Annotated in this window: 14 protein-coding genes; 2 read left to right on the plus strand and 12 right to left on the minus strand. The window is 67.8% G+C overall.

What is annotated here, in order from left to right:
• Positions 1–86: 86 nt before the first annotated feature.
• Entirely contained in the window at positions 87–1,805 is a 1,719-nt protein-coding gene (locus BIU82_RS13730) for an amidase (protein WP_070350022.1), read from the minus strand.
• Positions 1,805–2,872, minus strand: coding sequence for an agmatine deiminase family protein (locus tag BIU82_RS13735; RefSeq protein WP_070350404.1), 1,068 nt, complete (start codon positions 2,870–2,872; stop codon positions 1,805–1,807). The genes BIU82_RS13730 and BIU82_RS13735 overlap by 1 nt, the downstream gene beginning before the upstream one ends.
• A 71-nt stretch (positions 2,873–2,943) precedes the next feature.
• Here BIU82_RS13735 and BIU82_RS13740 point away from each other — a divergent pair, with 71 nt between their 5' ends.
• A complete protein-coding gene (locus tag BIU82_RS13740) occupies positions 2,944–3,576 on the plus strand; it encodes a TetR family transcriptional regulator C-terminal domain-containing protein (RefSeq protein WP_070350023.1) in 633 nt (210 codons plus the stop codon).
• A 152-nt stretch (positions 3,577–3,728) separates the two neighbouring features.
• On the opposite strand, the gene BIU82_RS13745 is transcribed toward BIU82_RS13740, so the two are convergent.
• Together BIU82_RS13745 and BIU82_RS13750 are read right to left on the minus strand one after the other, a co-directional pair.
• Positions 3,729–4,370, minus strand: coding sequence for an NAD(P)-binding domain-containing protein (locus BIU82_RS13745; protein WP_070350024.1), 642 nt, complete (start codon positions 4,368–4,370; stop codon positions 3,729–3,731).
• A 98-nt stretch (positions 4,371–4,468) separates the two neighbouring features.
• Positions 4,469–5,761, minus strand: a complete 1,293-nt coding sequence (locus tag BIU82_RS13750) for an ammonium transporter (RefSeq protein ID WP_070350025.1) — start codon at positions 5,759–5,761, stop codon at positions 4,469–4,471.
• A 320-nt stretch (positions 5,762–6,081) separates the two neighbouring features.
• Here BIU82_RS13750 and BIU82_RS13755 point away from each other — a divergent pair, with 320 nt between their 5' ends.
• Positions 6,082–6,813, plus strand: coding sequence for a glutamine amidotransferase (locus BIU82_RS13755; protein WP_070350026.1), 732 nt, complete (start codon positions 6,082–6,084; stop codon positions 6,811–6,813).
• On the opposite strand, the gene BIU82_RS13760 is transcribed toward BIU82_RS13755, so the two are convergent.
• The 8 genes from BIU82_RS13760 to BIU82_RS19945 form a co-directional block, all read right to left on the minus strand.
• Positions 6,801–8,045, minus strand: coding sequence for an MFS transporter (locus tag BIU82_RS13760; protein WP_070350027.1), 1,245 nt, complete (start codon positions 8,043–8,045; stop codon positions 6,801–6,803). The genes BIU82_RS13755 and BIU82_RS13760 overlap by 13 nt on opposite strands.
• On the minus strand, positions 8,042–8,356 hold the full coding sequence (locus BIU82_RS13765) for a hypothetical protein (protein ID WP_070350028.1): 315 nt from the start codon (positions 8,354–8,356) through the stop codon (positions 8,042–8,044). Before BIU82_RS13765 ends, BIU82_RS13760 begins: the two co-directional genes overlap by 4 nt.
• 17 nt (positions 8,357–8,373) lie before the next feature.
• Positions 8,374–10,656, minus strand: a complete 2,283-nt coding sequence (locus tag BIU82_RS13770; protein ID WP_070350029.1) for a bifunctional SulP family inorganic anion transporter/carbonic anhydrase — start codon at positions 10,654–10,656, stop codon at positions 8,374–8,376.
• Between the two features lie 199 nt (positions 10,657–10,855).
• Complete coding sequence (locus BIU82_RS13775; protein ID WP_070350030.1) at positions 10,856–12,439, minus strand: alkaline phosphatase D family protein; 1,584 nt, start codon at positions 12,437–12,439, stop codon at positions 10,856–10,858.
• 113 nt (positions 12,440–12,552) lie between these two features.
• Entirely contained in the window at positions 12,553–13,275 is a 723-nt protein-coding gene (locus tag BIU82_RS13780) for an aspartate/glutamate racemase family protein (protein ID WP_253182785.1), read from the minus strand.
• The gene (locus BIU82_RS13785) at positions 13,265–14,725 is read right to left on the minus strand and encodes an MFS transporter (RefSeq protein ID WP_070350031.1); all 1,461 of its coding nucleotides are present in this window, start codon (positions 14,723–14,725) and stop codon (positions 13,265–13,267) included. The genes BIU82_RS13780 and BIU82_RS13785 overlap by 11 nt, the downstream gene beginning before the upstream one ends.
• Positions 14,726–14,987: 262 nt before the next feature.
• Complete coding sequence (locus BIU82_RS13790; protein WP_070350032.1) at positions 14,988–15,824, minus strand: alpha/beta hydrolase; 837 nt, start codon at positions 15,822–15,824, stop codon at positions 14,988–14,990.
• Between the two features lie 122 nt (positions 15,825–15,946).
• The gene (locus tag BIU82_RS19945) at positions 15,947–16,120 is read right to left on the minus strand and encodes a hypothetical protein (protein WP_171906555.1); all 174 of its coding nucleotides are present in this window, start codon (positions 16,118–16,120) and stop codon (positions 15,947–15,949) included.
• Between the last annotated feature and the right edge of the window lie 30 nt (positions 16,121–16,150).

The raw sequence follows: 16,150 nt of genomic DNA on the forward strand, positions 1-16,150 counted from the left end.
CTAAGCCAACGCGGGGTCACTTACGGCCCATGTTTGGTGCAAACATGGGCCGTAAGTGACCCCGCGTTGGGGGCGGGGCGGAGTGCCTAGCCGAGGCGGGGCGTGCGGGGCGGTTCGCTGCGGCGGGTGCCCGTCGCTTCGAAGGCCGCGGCCAGGGTGAGCAGCGCGGTGTCGTCATAGGCGCGGCCGGCGAAGGTCAGGCCCACCGGCATGCCGGTATCGGCCATGGTGCCCATCGGGACCGTGACGGTCGGGATGCCGAGGTGGCGCGGGACCAGGTTGCCGTTGGCCACCCACACGCCGTTGCGCCAGCCGAGGTCCGCGGACGCCGGGTTCACGTCCATGTCCGCAGGCCCGACGTCGGCTACCGCGGGGAACAGCACGGCGTCCAGGCGCAGGCCGTCCATCCATTCCTCGAGGTCGAGCTTGCGCGTCAGCTCCAGCCCGCGCACGCCCGCGGCCAGCTCCGGGATCTCCGTCACGGCGGAGACCGGGTTGGCCTGGACGTGCGCCGGGTATTCGGCGATGTCGTCGTCGAAGCCGGCGTAGCGGTCCGGGAGGGCGCCTTCCGGGTGCGGGAAGATCTGCGAGCCGTCAACCTGCGCCAGGGAATTGAGCGCAGGATCCCCGTTGGCGGCCAGGAAGTCGTCCCAGGACCAAGCGGAGAGGTCCACGATTTCGCGCTTCAGGTACTCCGGGCTGACCAGGCCGCGGGTGGCGATGGTGGGTGCGCCGGGCCGGTCGCCTTCGTAGTTGGAGACCACGGGGAAGTCCACCAGCACCACCTCGGCGCCGGCGGCTTCCAGGTCCCGCCGGGCCGCTTCCCAAAGCTCGATCACGGAGGCTCGGGTTTCGATCCGCTGCCCGGTCGGCCCGCCGATACCGGGCGAATCGGCAGTCCCGGCGTCGGGATCGGCGTTCACATACATGCGCGGCACCCCGAAGCGCTTGCCCCGCAGAGCCGCCCGTCCGCCGTCGGCGTCCCCGGGAGGCGGCGCGAGGGCCGGGTACGACTCAGGCCGCACCTCGGAGGCCTTCGGGATCTCCACCCATGGCTGCACGCGCCAGAAATCGCCGCGGGTCTCGGCGTCGTCCGCAACCACCACGTCCAGGATTTCCAGAAGGTCAGCCATGGTGCGGGTGTGCGGAACCACCACGTCCATAGTGGGGACCAGCGGCCAGTTGCCGCGCACCGAGATGACGCCGCGGGACGGCGTGTACGCGCACAGGGCATTGTTCGACGCCGGCGCACGGCCGCTTGACCAGGTCTCCTCGCCCAGGCCGAAGGCCGCGAAGCTCGCCGCCGTCGCCGTGCCGGAACCGTTGGAAGAGCCGGAGCCGAAGGCGGCCGTGAGGAAGTCCGCGTTGTAGGGGCTTTCGGCACGGCCGTAGACGCCCCGCTGCATGCCGCCGTTGGCCATGGGCGGCATGTTGGTCAGGCCGATCAGCACGGCGCCGGCTTCGCGCAGGCGCTCGATGGTGAAGGCATCCTTCTGCGCCACGAGGTCCTTGAACGCGGGGGAGCCGGCGGCGGCTGTGAGCCCCTTGGCCAGGTAGGAATCCTTGGCGGTGTATGGGATGCCGTCCAGCGGGCCGCGCACCTCGCCGCGGGCACGGCGCTCGTCGGAGGCGGCTGCGTCCGCACGCGCCTCCGGGTTCATGACCACCATGGCGTTCAGCTCGCCGTCGTACGCGTCGATCCGGGCGAGGTACGCGTCCAGGAGCTCGACGGCGGTCGTTTCGCCGGACTCCAGCGCCGCGCGCAGCTGCGCGATGGAGGCCTCGACGACGTCGATGCGCGCCATTACGCCACGCTCCTGTTCGCGGGAGCCGGGTCAGTCGGAAGCAGCGAAGGCTGCTGCTGGGTGATGCAGTGGATGCCGCCGCCGCGGGCCAGGATGGGCCGGGCGTCCACGGTGACCACACGGCGGCCGGGGTAGGCCTCGGCGAGGATCTCGGCGGCGAGGGCATCGGCGCGTTCTTCGCCGTAGCCGCAGGCGATCACGCCGCCGTTGACCACCAGATGGTTCACGTAGCTCCAGTCCACGAAGCCTTCCTCGTCCCGCAGCGTTTCCGGGGCGGGCAGCTGGACGATCTCGAAGGGCTTGCCAGCGGCGTCGGTCTGGGTTTCCAGGAAGGCGTGCAGGCTGCGGCTGACCTCGTAGTCCGGGTGCTCCGGGTTGCTCTGGGAGTGCAGCAGGATGCGGCCGGGTGTGGGCAGGGTGGCCACCATGTCGATGTGGCCGCGGGTACCCAGGTCCTCGTAGTCGCGGGTGAGGCCGCGCGGCACCCAGATCACCTTCGTGGCGCCGATGGTGCGGGCCAGTTCGGCTTCCACCCGGGCCTTGTCCGCGTGCGGGTTCCGGCCCGGGTCCAGCTGTACGGTTTCGGTGATGAGCACGGTGCCTTCGCCGTCTACGTGGATGGCGCCGCCTTCGTTGACCAGCAGGGAGCTCACCAGTTCGGCGCCGCTCTGTTCGGCGACGAAGCGCGCCATGCCGGCGCTCTTCTGCCACTCGGCCCACTGCGGGGCGCCCCAGCCGTTGAAGATCCAGTCGACGGCGCCGAGCACGCCGGGGCGTTCGTCGTCGAGCACGAAGGTGGGTCCGACGTCGCGCATCCAGAATTCGTCCAGGGGAGCCTCGAGCTGCTCGATCCCGCTGCCGAGCATGCGCGCGGCGCGCTCGCGCTCGCTGGGGTCCACCACCATGGTGACGGGCTCGAATTCGGCAACCGCATGCGCGACGGCGGTCCAGGCCGCGTACGCTTCCTCGGCCGAGGCGGCGTCATTGCCGAGCGTCAGGCCGGTGCGCGGGAAGGCCATCCAGGTGCGGTCGTGGGGCGCGGTTTCGGCCGGCATGGTCCAAGCCATGGGAACTCCTTCGGAAAGCTTGTTGATCACTTGATCAATAATGCTGAAAAGTTACTTTAGACTGTTCTGTGATGTCAAGCACCACGCAGAAACGCGCCACCCGGAAGTCCCCCGCCGAACGCGCCGCCGAAATCACCGAAGCCGCCCGCGGAATCGCCCTGGAGCAGGGGCTTTCCGCCATCACCTTGCGCAGTGTGGCCGCCCGGGTGGGCGTGGCCTCGGGCCTGGTGGCGCACTACCAGCCGAACGTGGATGCCTTGGTGGCGGGGACGTTCACGGCGATCGTCGCGGCCGAAACCGAGGAGGTGGCCGGGATGCTCGCCGCCCTGCCCGGACCCGTGGAGCGCCTGGCGTTCCTGCTGGACACCCTCATGGACGGCAGCCGCCTGGACGTCACGGCGGTGTGGGTGGAAGCGTGGACCCTCGGCCGTCGGAATGAGGCGCTCGCCGCCTGCGTCCGCGAACAGATGGACGCCTGGCAGGCCGTGCTGCAGCGGGTGGTGGAGGACGGTGTGGCGTCCGGCGATTTCGACGCTGATGACCCCGCCTCCCTCGCGTGGCAGGTCCTCGGCATGATTGACGGCCTCACCGCCCAGTCCCTGGTCCGCTGGGGCGGCGTCAGCGACCGTGGCACGCACTTGGCGCGCGCCGTGGAAGGCATGGTGGGGGCGGCGCGGGGATCGCTGCGGACGCCCTCCCGCTGAGCGCACATGTCCGTCTGCCGCATCGAAGGATGGACGTAGCGGTGATATGTCCACTCCCGGGGCTTGACGGTGGACATGTCCTGTAGCCGCAGTAAACAGCAGCGGACGACGGCGGGTACCTCCCGCCGTCGTCCGCTCGCTTTTACCGGGTGTCAGACTGTCCGCGTCGCCTTGGCGAGGTTCGCCTCCAGTTCCGCGGCGTCCTGCCGGATGACGTAGGCCGGGCGGTCCCGCTCCACGCGCCAACTCTCGGAGAGCGGGCCGATGTTCACGGTGTCGAAACCGAATTCGTCGTAGAGCCGGGTGACCAGGTCGCTGGCTTCGTCGAAGTCGCTGGCGGTGGCCAAGGCGCGGCGGCCCGGGGTCCCGGCGGGCGTACCGTCCGTGGTGATGTCGGCGGCCATGATGTGGTTGAAGCCTTTGGCCACCTTGGACTCGGTGAGGTGCTCCTGCACCAGCCCGGAGGTGGTGGCCTCGCCGGCGTCGAGTGCCGGGAAGCGGCCGTCGCGCTCCCAGTAGTAGTTGTTGGTGTCGATGACCACCTTGCCGGCCAGCGGTTCCGCCGGGAGCTCCCGGTAGTTCTTCAGCGGGACGGTCACGACGGCGAAATCGCCTGCCGCTGCCGCCTCCGCCGGGGTTGCGGCCCGGGCCTTGGGGCCCAGTTCCGCTACGAGCTCCGTGAGCGTTTCCGGCCCGCGCGAGTTGCTGATGACTACCTCGTAGCCAAGCTCCACGGCCTTGCGTGCCACCTGGCTGCCGATGTGTCCAGCACCGATGATTCCGATTGTCGTCATGTACCGGGCAACCGGCGCCGGCCGCAGGGCATTCCGGATGTTACGGGATATTTCGTCCGACGCCGGATATTAGCGGGCGCCGCCTAGTTCTTGGAAGCCTAGTTCGCGGACGCCTGGTTCTTCGACGCGGTGCTCGGGCTGAGGACGGCGTGGAAGTGGCTGCGGGACATCTCGCCGAATTCGTAAGCGGTTTCGGCGTGCTCGGAGAGATCCACACCGACGGTCTCGGCTTCGTGGCTGACGCGGAAGCCCATCACTTTGTTGATGGCCAGGCCGATCGCTGCGGTCATGCCTGCGGACACCACCACGGTGATGATGACGGCCACGGTCTGGGCCGTGAGCTGGCCGAAGCCGCCGCCGTAGAAAAGGCCGCCGCCCACACCGTCCACGGGAAGGGCGATGAAACCAAGGGCCAAGGTGCCGATCAGGCCGGCGCCCAGGTGCACGCCCACAACGTCCAGCGAGTCGTCGAAGCCGAACTTGTACTTCAGGTCCACGAACACCGCGCAGGCGGCACCGGCCACCAGGCCCAGGCCGAGGGCGGCCGCCGGGCTGATGTTCGCGCAGGACGGGGTGATGGCCACGAGGCCCGCGACGACGCCGGATGCCGCCCCCAGCGACGTGGGGTGGCCGTGGCGGACCTTCTCGGTGACGAGCCAGCCGATCATGGCGGCGCACGGTGCCAGCATGGTGTTGACCCAGATCAGTCCGGCCTGTTCCGCAGTGGTGGCGGCGCCGCCGTTGAAGCCGAACCAGCCGAACCACAGCAGGGCCGCGCCGAGCATGATGAAGGGGATATTGTGCGGGCGGTGGCCGGGGTCCTTGCCGAAGCCGTGGCGCTTGCCGAGGATCAGGGCCAGGACGAAGGCCGCGGTACCGGAGCTGATCTCCACCACCGTGCCGCCGGCGAAGTCGATCACCTGGCCGAACACCGCGGTGAGGGCGCCGCCGGCGCTCATCAGGCCGCCGCCCCACACCATGTAGGCGAGCGGGCAGTACACCAGGGTGACCCAGACGGGAACGAAGACCGCCCAGGCGCTGAACTTGGCGCGGTCCGCAATGGCGCCGCTGATCAGGGCGACAGTGATGATGGCAAAGGTGGCGCTGTAGCCCACCTTGATGAGGTCCGGGGAGAATGTGAGGTCACTGAGCCCGAAGTGCGCGAAGGGATTGCCGAAGAGGCCGAGGAAGCCTTCGCCGCCGATCATCGAATAGCCCCACAGCGCCCAGACCGCACCGACGATCGCCGCGGACAGGAAGCTCATCATGATCATGTTGAGGGAGGACTTGGCGCGGGTCATGCCGCCGTAGAAGAGGCCGAGGGCCGGGGTCATCATGAGGGTGAGGGCTGCTGCCACCATCATCCAAATATGTTCCGCAGTGATATGCACGTGCGTATCCCTTCTCCGTCAGAAGTCCGTCCGGGGGAGGCGTTCCCTCCCGCTGCTTTTCCCCGGATTCAATGGTTCAGGGCTTGTGTTTCAGGAAATGCGGGGAAAAATTGCGCCAGCGTTACAGAAATCCGGCCTGCGTGAAGAGCGGATGACGCCGATGTTTCCGTCATGTTTCAAAGTTCTTTTCGACGCCGTTTCGCCGGGTTGCCGAGCCTGACGTTTCCCCCGTGTAAACCCCGGCTCACCCGGGCTTCCGCCTCTGGCGCAGCGTACCCAGCCCTCTGGCGCGGCGTGCGGGACGGGCGCAGACTTGCTGTGTGAAGCCGTTCCTGTTGCTCGCCTCCCGCGCCGAAGACGTCGCCGCCGAGGAGGAATACCGTTCCTACCTGCGTTTCGGCGGTCTGGATGAAGCCCAACTGAGACGCGTCCGCCTGGAGGCCGCGCCGCTGCCGGAGCTGGACCTGGCGGACTATTCGGGCGTCATAGTGGGCGGCAGTCCCTTCACGTCCAGCGACCCCGAGGAGCAGAAAAGCGATGCGCAGCGCCGCGTTGAACGCGAGTTGGCGGGCCTGCTGGACCGGATCGTGGAATTGGACTTCCCGTTCCTCGGTGCCTGCTACGGGGTGGGCACGCTGGGCCGGCACCAGGGCGCCGTCATCGACCGCACCTACGGGGAGGGTCTGGGTGCGGTGACCATCAAGCTCACCGCTGACGGCCTGCAGGATCCGCTGCTCGTGGGCCTGAGCGAACGGTTCGCCGCCTTCGTCGGCCACAAGGAAGCCTGCACGGTGCTGCCCGGCCATGCCGTGCTGCTGGCCGGTTCGGCCACGTGCCCGGTGCAGATGTTCAGGATCAAACGGAACCTGTACGCCACCCAGTTCCACCCGGAGCTCGACGTCGACGGGCTGGCGTTGCGGATCAATACGTACCGGCACGCGGGGTACTTTCCGCCGGACGACGCCAGCCGCCTGATCGCCGAGGCCCGGAAGCAGGCGGTGACCGAACCGATGAAGATCCTGCGGAACTTCGTGCAGCGCTACGCCGCCTGACGCACCAGCAGCCGGCGCATCGCGAGGAGTCCGAGCACCGGCCCCGGGACCAAAAGCCACACCGCATTCACGCCCCACACAGTCATGGCTTGCTGCAGCACCACAATGCTCACCACGGTCAGGAGGAAGCCGGCGCTGTTCTGCGTGGTCAGTGCCGTGCCCACCATTCCCGGTGGAACGTAGCCGGCAGTCATGGAGGAAAACTGCGGCGAATCCGCGACGACGAAGAATCCCCAGAGCGCCAGGGCCGCCATCTTCAGGGCATCCGCCTCTGCCGGGAGCAGGGGATACAGCAGGCAGATTGCCCCGGAGGAGGCAAGGGCCGCGGCGGCGACGGCTTCGCTGCCGAACCGCCTGCTCAGCGTTCCGCCAAGAACGCAGCCCAGGCTGCCTGCCGCAATGACGACGGCGCTCAGCGCGGCGACCCCGCCGACGTCGTCCGGCCGGGAAGCGATGTCCGCGCACAGCCGGGGGACGACGCTCCAGAACGCGTAAAGCTCCCACATGTGCCCGAGGTAGCCGCCGCAGGAGGCCCGGAAGGCGGGCAGCCCGATGAGGGTCCGGATGGCCGCCGGGCCAGGCACTGTCGAACCCCGCACCGTCGAACCCTGCACCGTCGAACCCTGCACAGCAGATCCGACCGCCACCCGCACATGCCCGGCCTGGATCAGCAGGATCAGCACGGCCCCGGCCACGGCCAGCACCGAGGCGCCCAGGATGACGGACTGCCACGGCAGGGACGCGCCCGCGGCCCGGAGGATGTGCGGCATCGCGGTGCCCAGCGTCAGCATGGCCACCAGCCAACCCAGGGCCCATCCGGAGCCGCCGCCCACACGCTGCACGATCATCTTCATGCCCATCGGATAGATCCCGGCCAGGGCCACCCCGACGCCGAATCGCGCCACCCACGCCAGGGCGAACGCCGGCTCCGCCCAGGTCCAGAAGGAATTCAAGGCGGCGCCGGCCAGGCTGCTGACGGCGAAAATGCGCTCGGGCGGAAAACGGTCTGCCGCGCCGCTCAGCGCGGAAGCCAGGGTCCCGGCAATGAAGCCAAGCTGCGTGGCGGCCAGCAACCAGCCGAAGCCGCCGGGGGTCAGGTCCAGCCAGGCCGACAGGTCTTCGGCAGCCCCGCTCGGGCTGAACCACAACGACGTGCCGAGCCACTGCGCCAGTACGATCGCCGCCACGGCGAAGCCCGCGCCACGCCCGGCTCCGGACACCACGGAACTCATGCGGCGCCGCCGTCGAGCATCCGCCCTATCTTCAGTTCCATGCCGCCGCCGGACGTCCGTTCGGCCGTCACTGTCCAGGTCTTTTCAGGGATGACCGTCCCCGATGCCGTCCGGTAGCGCGCCACGTCCAGGGCCGCTCCGCGGTCGGAGGCCGCAAGCAGGAGTTCCGCCGTCGTGAGCGAACCGTCCGCGAAATGCAGGCGCAGGCCCAGCGGCTCCAGGGCGCCCGTGAAACCGGACATGTCCACCCGGACACGGGCACCCCGGAACAAATGGCTGTGCGAGGCGAAGGCGTCGTACGTGGTGCTCATCTGCCATTCATAGCAGTTCAGCCGACCGCCATGCTTGGGTCCAGCTGCTCGATACCCTCCGGGGTTACCAGCACAACGCGGGCCGTGCGGATGTCGTAGAACAAGCCGGTGGCCTGGAGCCGGCCGGAAGCGAGTGCCGGCCCGGTCACGGGATGTTCTTCCAGCTTCCGGAGCTGCACGGCCACGTTCACCATGCTGAGCTGGTCGAGGCGACTGTAGCCTGCGGCTTCGGCAGCCAGGGCCACGGGGTGGCCGGCCAACAAGGCACGGTAGCTCGGACGGGAATGCTCCAGCCAGGTATTGAAGCCGGCACCCAAGGCTGCGTTGCCGGCTCCTTCTGCGTCCGCCAGGACCGCCTTCATCGCCCCGCAGTTGGAGTGGCCGCACACCACGATCGAGTCCACGGACAGGCCCTTGACGGCGAAGGACAGCGTGGAATCGATGGACGCATCATGGCCGTCCTTGCAAACCACGTTGCCGATGTTCCGGAGCGTCAACAGGTCGCCGGGACCGCTGCTGGTGATGAGGTTGGGGTTCACCCGGGAGTCCACGCAGGCCACGAACAGGGTGTCCGGGTTCTGCGAGTCGGCCAGGTCCTGGACCAGCGGGCGGACCTTGTCCGCATAGCGCCGGTGGTACTTGTCGATTCCGAGAAGGATCGAGCGCAGCGGTAGTTGCCGGCCGTCGTCGTCTCCGGCATGGCCGGCGTCCTGCACGGCCGCGGCCTGCCAGGAATTCCGGGGCGGCAGCGGAAACTCGCGCGGATCCTGCCGCTGCGGCGTAGTGTTTTCGGCATCGCTGAACGCAGTGGTGCCGTGTTCTTCGATGGTCACGGACGCGCCGGAACTCCGGTGCTGGGACCGCCAGGCGAGCAGGGCCTCGCGGAAGGCGTGGTCGAGGTAGTCGGCATTCAGCTCGAGTACCACATCCACGCCGGCGGGCACGGAATGGAGAACCCGGTTGAGGCGTGGCAAGGCGAAGAAGCTGCAGGATCCGGCGATGGTGACGCGCCATGGATGATGTGCGGCCGAGGGCTGGTGCGCGTGGATCTGCGCCCGGAGCACCCGCCACAGTACGCACAGGGCAGCCAGCACCAGGCCGATGATGACGCCTTCGAGCAGGTTGAGGAACACGACGCAGCCCAGGGTGACCACGTAGACCAAGAGGTCGCCGGTGCGGCGGCTGGTCCGGATATCGGCCACCTTGATGAGTTTCGCACCGATCACCAAGAGAAGGCCGGCCAGCACCGCCAATGGAATGAGCTGGATCAGGCCGGCGAACAAGGCAGAGAAGACCAGCACCCAGACGCCGTGCAGGATCGCAGAAGCCCGGCTAGCAGCACCGGCTTCCACGTTCGTGGCACTGCGGACGATCACGCCCGTCACGGGGAGGCCACCCAGCATGCCGGACACCATGTTGGCGGAGCCTTGGCCCACGAGTTCGCGGTTGAGCTGGGTGCGCGCCCCCGAGTGCATCTTGTCCACGGCCACGGCGGACAGCAGTGACTCGATGCTCGCAATCAGTGCCACGGTGAGCACGGCCATGGCGGCGGCCCGCCAGTTGCCGTCCGGCAGGCTCGGCAGCGCGACGGCGTCGAACAGGGAACCGCTGAAGCTGATCCGTTCCACTGCCGGCGCCACCGCCACGGACAATGCGGTGACCAGGACCACGGCGGCCAGCGGACCGGGCACTTTCCGCACCGCCGGGGGCAGGAACTTCCAGGCGAGGAGGATCGCCACGACAGCAAGGCCCAGCAGTGCCGAATGCAGTTCCACGTTGGTGATGGCAGCGGGGAGCGCGGCGAGGTTCTCCACCGCGGAACCGGCGGCCCGGCCGCCCAGGAGTACATGCAACTGCTGGAGGATGATCGTGATGCCGATTCCTGCCAGCATTGCCTTTACCACCACGGGGGAGACGGCCAGTGCGGCGCGTCCCACTCGGCTGATGCCCAGGAGCAATTGCACGACGCCGGCGCCCACCGTGATCGCGCAGGTGACCTGCCAGCCGAACTCCTCGACCAGGCCGGCGACTACCACTGTCAGCCCGGCGGCGGGGCCACTCACCTGCAGGGGCGAGCCGCCCAGGCTGCCGACGACGATGCCTCCGACGGCCGCTGCGATGAGGCCCGCCATGACCGGTGCCCCGGAAGCGGCAGCGATGCCGAGGGACAGGGGCAGGGCTACCAGGAAGACAACGAGCGATGCCGGGAGGTCGGCACCGAGAGTGTTAAGGAACGGGAACTTGCGGGGCGGGCTGTGGGCGTCGTTGGGGACCGCGGCCGAAGCTGATGAATGTGGCATGGTTCTCCTTGGTTCGGGAATGCGTTCCGTTTAAGCCAAGGGAATTTCCGCAGATAGTGACAACAAAGTGTGATTCTTATGACAAAACTTGTGAATATGACTGTAGCGCGGCGTTAAAGAGGAACCGCTGCCCCGCTCCGCGCGTTGGAGGGCAGGTGCGCAGGGATGCGGCGCACCTGCCCTCCGCCATCAGCCCGGACTAGCCGCGCGCCTGCAGCCCCGGCACGGTGTCCTGGATCTCGAAGGAAGCCCGGGTCCGCGCCTGGGCGCCGCCGGTGTTGACGTAGTCCAGCACCCGGAAGTCGGCCCGCATGGCGTCCTTGGTGATCTTCGTGTTCACGTAGCCACGCTGGTCGTTGAAGAACTTCAGGTGCGGGTTCCAGGCCATGATCGGATCCGTTGCGGCGGCGTTGCCGTTGCCGCCCGAGGTGATGGAGCTGCACACCAGTTCGGAGCCCACCACGGGGGATTCGGGATCCTTGTAGTCCACCTTCACGTCGCTGGCCCAGTGCCGGTGCACGTCGCCGGTGAGGACGACGGCGTTGCGCACCCCGGCGTCCACCCAGCCCTGGGTGATGCGGCGGCGGGAGGCCGCGTAGCCGTCCCAGCCGTCCATGGACACATCGTCCACGTCGAGGGCCTGGGCGCGGTCGCGTTCGGCGAAGAACACCTGCTGGCCCAGCACGTCCCAGCGGGCCTCGGAGGCGCGGAAACCGTCCAGCAGCCACTTCTCCTGCTCGGCACCGGTGATGCTGCGGTTCTCGTCGAAGCGCTCCATGATGTTCTTCTTCCAGCCGTCGCCGGCCAGCTGATCATCGCGGTACTGCCGGGTGTCCATCATGTGGAAGTTGGCCAGGCGGCCCCACTGCACGCGGCGGTAGATGGTCATGTCCGCACCGGAGGGCAGCGACGACGGCCGCAACGGCATGTTCTCGTAGTACGCCTGGAAAGCGGCGGCGCGCCGCTGCAGGAACCGTTCGGTGGTGTCGTTCATCTGGCCGGGGTCCAGGTTTTCCGGGATGTCGTCCGCCCAGTTGTTGTCCACCTCATGGTCGTCCCACACCACCAGCCACGGTGCCACGGCGTGCGCGGCCTGCAGGTCGGCGTCGGCCTTGTACTGGGCGTGCCGCTGGCGGTAGTTCTCCAGGGTGACGGTCTCCGGGCCGTCGTGGTCGCGGACGTTGCCGCCGCCGATCACGTACGAATCCTTCTTGTATTCGTACTGGTAGTCGCCCAGGTGCAGCACCAGGTCCGGCTGGTCTTCGGCCATGCGCTTGTACGCGGTGAAGAAGCCGTGTTCGTACTGGGCGCAGCTGGCGAAGGCCATGGCCAGGGCGGCCGGCATTTCGTGCGGTGCCGGGCTGGTGAGCGTGCGGCCTACCGGGCTGATGTAGCGGCCCGAGCGGAAGCGGTAGAAGTACTCGCGGCCGGGCTGCAGGCCGCGCAGTTCCACGTGCACGGAGTGGGCGGAGGAGATCGACGCGATGGCCACGCCGCGGCGCACCACGCGGGCCATGCGTTCGTCTTCGGCCACCTCCCATTCGACGGGAACATCGCGCGAAGGCATGCCGCCCAGGCCGTCCTCGGCCAGCGGATCCACGGCCAAGCGGGTCCAGAGGACGAAACCGTCCGGCCACGGCTCGCCGGAGGCGATGCCCAGGCTGAACGGGTCGGTACGGAGACCGCCCAAGGAGGGAGCGGCGGCGTTGGCGATTCCGGGGACCGCGACAATGAGGCCGGCACCGAGGCCGGCAGTGAGCAGGGACCTGCGGGAAATAGTCATGCCGCCACGCTAGGGACCGTGCTTGGCCGTGCCCTGAAGCCCTTGTGAATACAGGTTTAACAGCAAAGGACCGGCGTCCCGTGGGTACGGGACACCGGTCCTTTGGTGGTGGATCAGGCTGCCGGAACCTCCAGCCTTTCCAGCAGCAGCGCGCAGGCGCTGGAGATGGGCTGGATGATCTCCGCGGAGGTGGTTTCCGCCAGCCGGCGGGCCGTCTCGCTGAGCGGCCCGCCCGCGATGATCACCGCGTCTGCGCCGTCCACCGTGGTGGAATCGCCGACGGCGGCGGCTAGCTCCTGGTACTGCCGTTCCGGATCGGCGGCGAGCACCAGGGGTTCGGAGGCGGTGAGCCGGACCCCGCTGAAGGTATCCGACTTGCCGTGCGAAGCGACCAGGGCTGCCAGCGAATCCGCCAGCAGCGGGGTGCTGGTCGCCATGCCGAAGCGCCGCCCGCCCTTCGCCGCCTGATGGATGGAGCCTTGCCCGATGCCGAGCACCTGGACCTCCGGGTACTGCTCCCGCAGTTCCCGTTCCAGGGCCTCCCGGCCCGGGTCCCCGATGGCCGAGACGATCACCGCAACCACCGTGCCGCCGTCGGGCCCTTCCAGGTAGTCCAGCACCGCGGTGCGGACGTGCGCCGCGGAAGCGGCCAGCGAGTCGGGGTCGATGATCATGGCCGGCCCGGCGGCCGCCGTGAGCCCGACCACGCTGAAGCCGTGCGGCGCGAGGGCCTCGGTGGCGAGCTCGGCCATCATGGCGGTGGTGCGGGTGTTGCTGTTCGGGTTGACCAGCAACACCATGCCGCGCGCCGCCGCCGGAGCGGAATCAGTGGCCATAGATCGCGGCCTCTTCTTCCTCGGAACCGTCCTCTTCCATCGGCTTGCCGAAGGTTTCCGGCGGGAACTGGACCGCGATGGCCAGGACCACGAACAGGCCGGCCAGGGTGGCGAACATGCCGCCGAGGCCTGCGGAGTCGAAGATGGCGCCGGAGATCAGCGGGAACAGGCCACCGGAGAGCGAGCCTGCGGCGAGGATGATGGAGGTGCCGAAGCCGCGGGTGCGGGTGGGGTAGAGCTCCGGGGCGAACAGCCAGATGGTGGTGTTCAGGATGATCACGGAGAAGTTGAACAGCACACCGAAGATGATCACCAAGGTGATGTTGCTGGCCAGGAACGCCATGGACAGGCCGGCGATGCAACCCAGCGCGGCGGCACCGGTGAGCACCTTCTTGCGCGGCAGGCGGCTGGCGAGGAACGCCGCGGTGCAGGCGCCCAGCAGGGAGCCGGACTGCATGATCAGCGTGAACCAGAGGCTGGTCTTCACCTCGAAGCCCTGGGCAACAAGGATGGTGGGCATCAGGGTCAGCATGGAGATCTGGGCTGCGTAGGACATGCAGACGGCGATGCAGAGGAGGATGGTGCGCTTGGCGAGCTTGCCGCGGAGGGCGTCCTTCCAGTGGCCGGTGGACTTGGCCTCCACCGGGTCCGGAGCCGCGGTGATGAACTGTTCGGGATCGTTGATGGGGCCGGAGAGCTTGCCGCGGGCCAGGCGCGTGATGACCAGGTTCGCTTCATCGAGACGGCCCTTGGAGGCCAGGAAGCGCGGCGTTTCAGGGACGTACCGCCGGAAGAACATCACCAGCAGGGCCGGGATGAAGAGCAGGCCGAAGACCCAGCGCCACTTGTCCGGGCCGTCGAAGAGCGTGAAGACCAGGATGCCGAAAGCGGGGGCGAGCATGTTGCCCAGGCCCGCTGCCGTGACGTTGATGAGGCCGACGGCGGTGCCGCGGTGCCGGGCCGAGAAGAACTCGGCCATCATGATGACGGCGACGGCGATCTCGCCGCCCAGGCCGAAGCCGACGATGAAGCGGCCGGCGGCAAGCACGGGATAGTTGGGCGCGATGGCGCAGAGGAGGGAACCGCCCGCGAAGATGATCAGGTTGATCATGAGCATCTGGCGGCGGCCGTACTTGTCCACGATCAGGCCGGTTGCCACGCGGCCAAGGGCGGTGGCGGTGAAGGTCATGGTGTTGAGCAGGCCGATCTCGGTGCCGCCCAGTCCCCACGCTTCACGCAGGATGGGTCCGGTGATGCCGACGGCGTTCTGTTCCAGGGCGTCGAAGAACACGCCGAGGAGGATCATGAAGACGATGCTGCGGTGGGCGCCGGTGACGCCGATCTTTTGGTATGCACCTTCGATCTGCTGCGCCAGGGAACCCTTGCGGGGGCCGGTGCCCGTTCCGCTGGCTGGTGTTGTTGCGGCCCCCCGGGAAGCGTTGCTGTCCACGGTGTGCTCCTTACTGAGCTCTGAAGAAGGGATTGTCCGTGCCTCCGGACTATTCCAGGATGTGGGAACTTTCATGATGCGAAAACTAAATTTCACAACTGGGATCGTGTGATTCAGGTTACATCTTGGGATCCCAATAATTCAATGCTTTGGTATGCCAAATTTTTGTAACGCTGCCGTCAACGAAAAATGACCGCCGGCTCACCTTGTGAGCCGGCGGTCATTCCGGGGTGCGTTCGCTCCGTTTACTTCCGGAGGAAAGTTACTTCCGGAGGAAAGCGAGCAGCGCCTCGTTGATTTCCGCCCCGTGGGTCCAGAGCATGCCATGCGGGGCGCCGTCGATCTCCACGTACTCCGCGGACGGCAGGGCGCGGGAGAAGGGGCGGCCGGTGACGTCCACGGGCAGGATGTTGTCCGCGGTGCCGTGGACGATCAGGGCCGGGACGTCGATCTTGGGGATGTCCGCCCGGAAATCGGTAGGCCAAGTGGGCTGCGCGGCCACCGAGGCGAAGGCGCCGGAGCGGGACGCCAGGTTCCAGCTTGCCCGCAGCGATTCCTCGCTGAGCCGCGGCGTGCCCAGGAAGGTATCGGTGTTGTAGAAGTTCTTGAAGAACTCGGTGAAGAAGGCGTAGCGGTCGGTCTTGACGGCGTCGAGGAGTCCGTCGAACACTTCCTGTGGAACTCCGTCCGTGCCTTCCTCCGGATCCAGCAGGTAGGGCTCCAGCGAGCCGAGGAAGACGGCCTTCGCCACTCGGTCCGAACCGTAGCGGGAGATGTACCGGGCCACTTCGCCGGTGCCCATGGAGAAGCCGACCAGTACGGCATCGCTGAGGTCCAGGGTGTCCATCAGGACCTTGAGGTCCGCCGCGAAGGTGTCGTAGTCGTAGCCGGCGGTGGGCTTGTTCGAGTTGCCGAAGCCGCGGCGGTCGTAGGTAATGACGCGGTAGCCGGCGTCCAGCAGCGCCACCGTCTGCTTCTCCCAGGATGAGCCGTCCAGCGGGTAGCCGTGGATCAGCACTACCGGCTGTCCGCTGCCATGGTCCTCGTAGTAGAGCTCGATGTCCGTGCTGTTCTCGGTTCCGACGGTGATGTAAGCCATGGCAACGCTTCCTTCCGGTGACGATCGCGATCGTTCCCCAGCCTAAGTCAACGCGGGGTCACTTAGGGCCGCTTTGAGGGCCTGGAATGGGCCGTATGTGACCCCGCGTTGCTTGGACTGCCTTAGGCGGCGACCGAAACGGTGAAGGTGCCGGGGCCGCTGGCGGTGACGGCGATCTTGGTGGGGCAGATGCTGTGGCGGGCCGAGAGCTCATTGACGACGGAGTCGAGCGTGTGGTGCACGGCGTTGCGGTCCCAGATCTTGAGGGTGACGGATTCTGCGGTTTCAAACGTCATTGTTCGGCTTCCAATCATGAATGCGGTTGC

The sequence above is a fragment of the Arthrobacter sp. SW1 genome (assembly GCF_001766675.1).
Taxonomy (GTDB): domain Bacteria; phylum Actinomycetota; class Actinomycetes; order Actinomycetales; family Micrococcaceae; genus Arthrobacter.

What these genes read in the sequence shown, in the direction of transcription:
- BIU82_RS13735 (WP_070350404.1), bottom strand. Translation starts at nt 2,872, where the DNA reads ATGGCTTGGACCATGCCGGCCGAAACCGCGCCCCACGACCGCACCTGG.
- BIU82_RS13760 (WP_070350027.1), bottom strand. Translation starts at nt 8,045, where the DNA reads ATGAGTTCCGTGGTGTCCGGAGCCGGGCGTGGCGCGGGCTTCGCCGTG.
- BIU82_RS19945 (WP_171906555.1), bottom strand. Translation starts at nt 16,120, where the DNA reads ATGACGTTTGAAACCGCAGAATCCGTCACCCTCAAGATCTGGGACCGC.
- BIU82_RS13775 (WP_070350030.1), bottom strand. Translation starts at nt 12,439, where the DNA reads ATGACTATTTCCCGCAGGTCCCTGCTCACTGCCGGCCTCGGTGCCGGC.
- BIU82_RS13790 (WP_070350032.1), bottom strand. Translation starts at nt 15,824, where the DNA reads ATGGCTTACATCACCGTCGGAACCGAGAACAGCACGGACATCGAGCTC.
- BIU82_RS13780 (WP_253182785.1), bottom strand. Translation starts at nt 13,275, where the DNA reads ATGGCCACTGATTCCGCTCCGGCGGCGGCGCGCGGCATGGTGTTGCTG.
- BIU82_RS13770 (WP_070350029.1), bottom strand. Translation starts at nt 10,656, where the DNA reads ATGCCACATTCATCAGCTTCGGCCGCGGTCCCCAACGACGCCCACAGC.
- BIU82_RS13745 (WP_070350024.1), bottom strand. Translation starts at nt 4,370, where the DNA reads ATGACGACAATCGGAATCATCGGTGCTGGACACATCGGCAGCCAGGTG.
- BIU82_RS13765 (WP_070350028.1), bottom strand. Translation starts at nt 8,356, where the DNA reads ATGAGCACCACGTACGACGCCTTCGCCTCGCACAGCCATTTGTTCCGG.
- BIU82_RS13740 (WP_070350023.1), top strand. Translation starts at nt 2,944, where the DNA reads ATGTCAAGCACCACGCAGAAACGCGCCACCCGGAAGTCCCCCGCCGAA.
- BIU82_RS13730 (WP_070350022.1), bottom strand. Translation starts at nt 1,805, where the DNA reads ATGGCGCGCATCGACGTCGTCGAGGCCTCCATCGCGCAGCTGCGCGCG.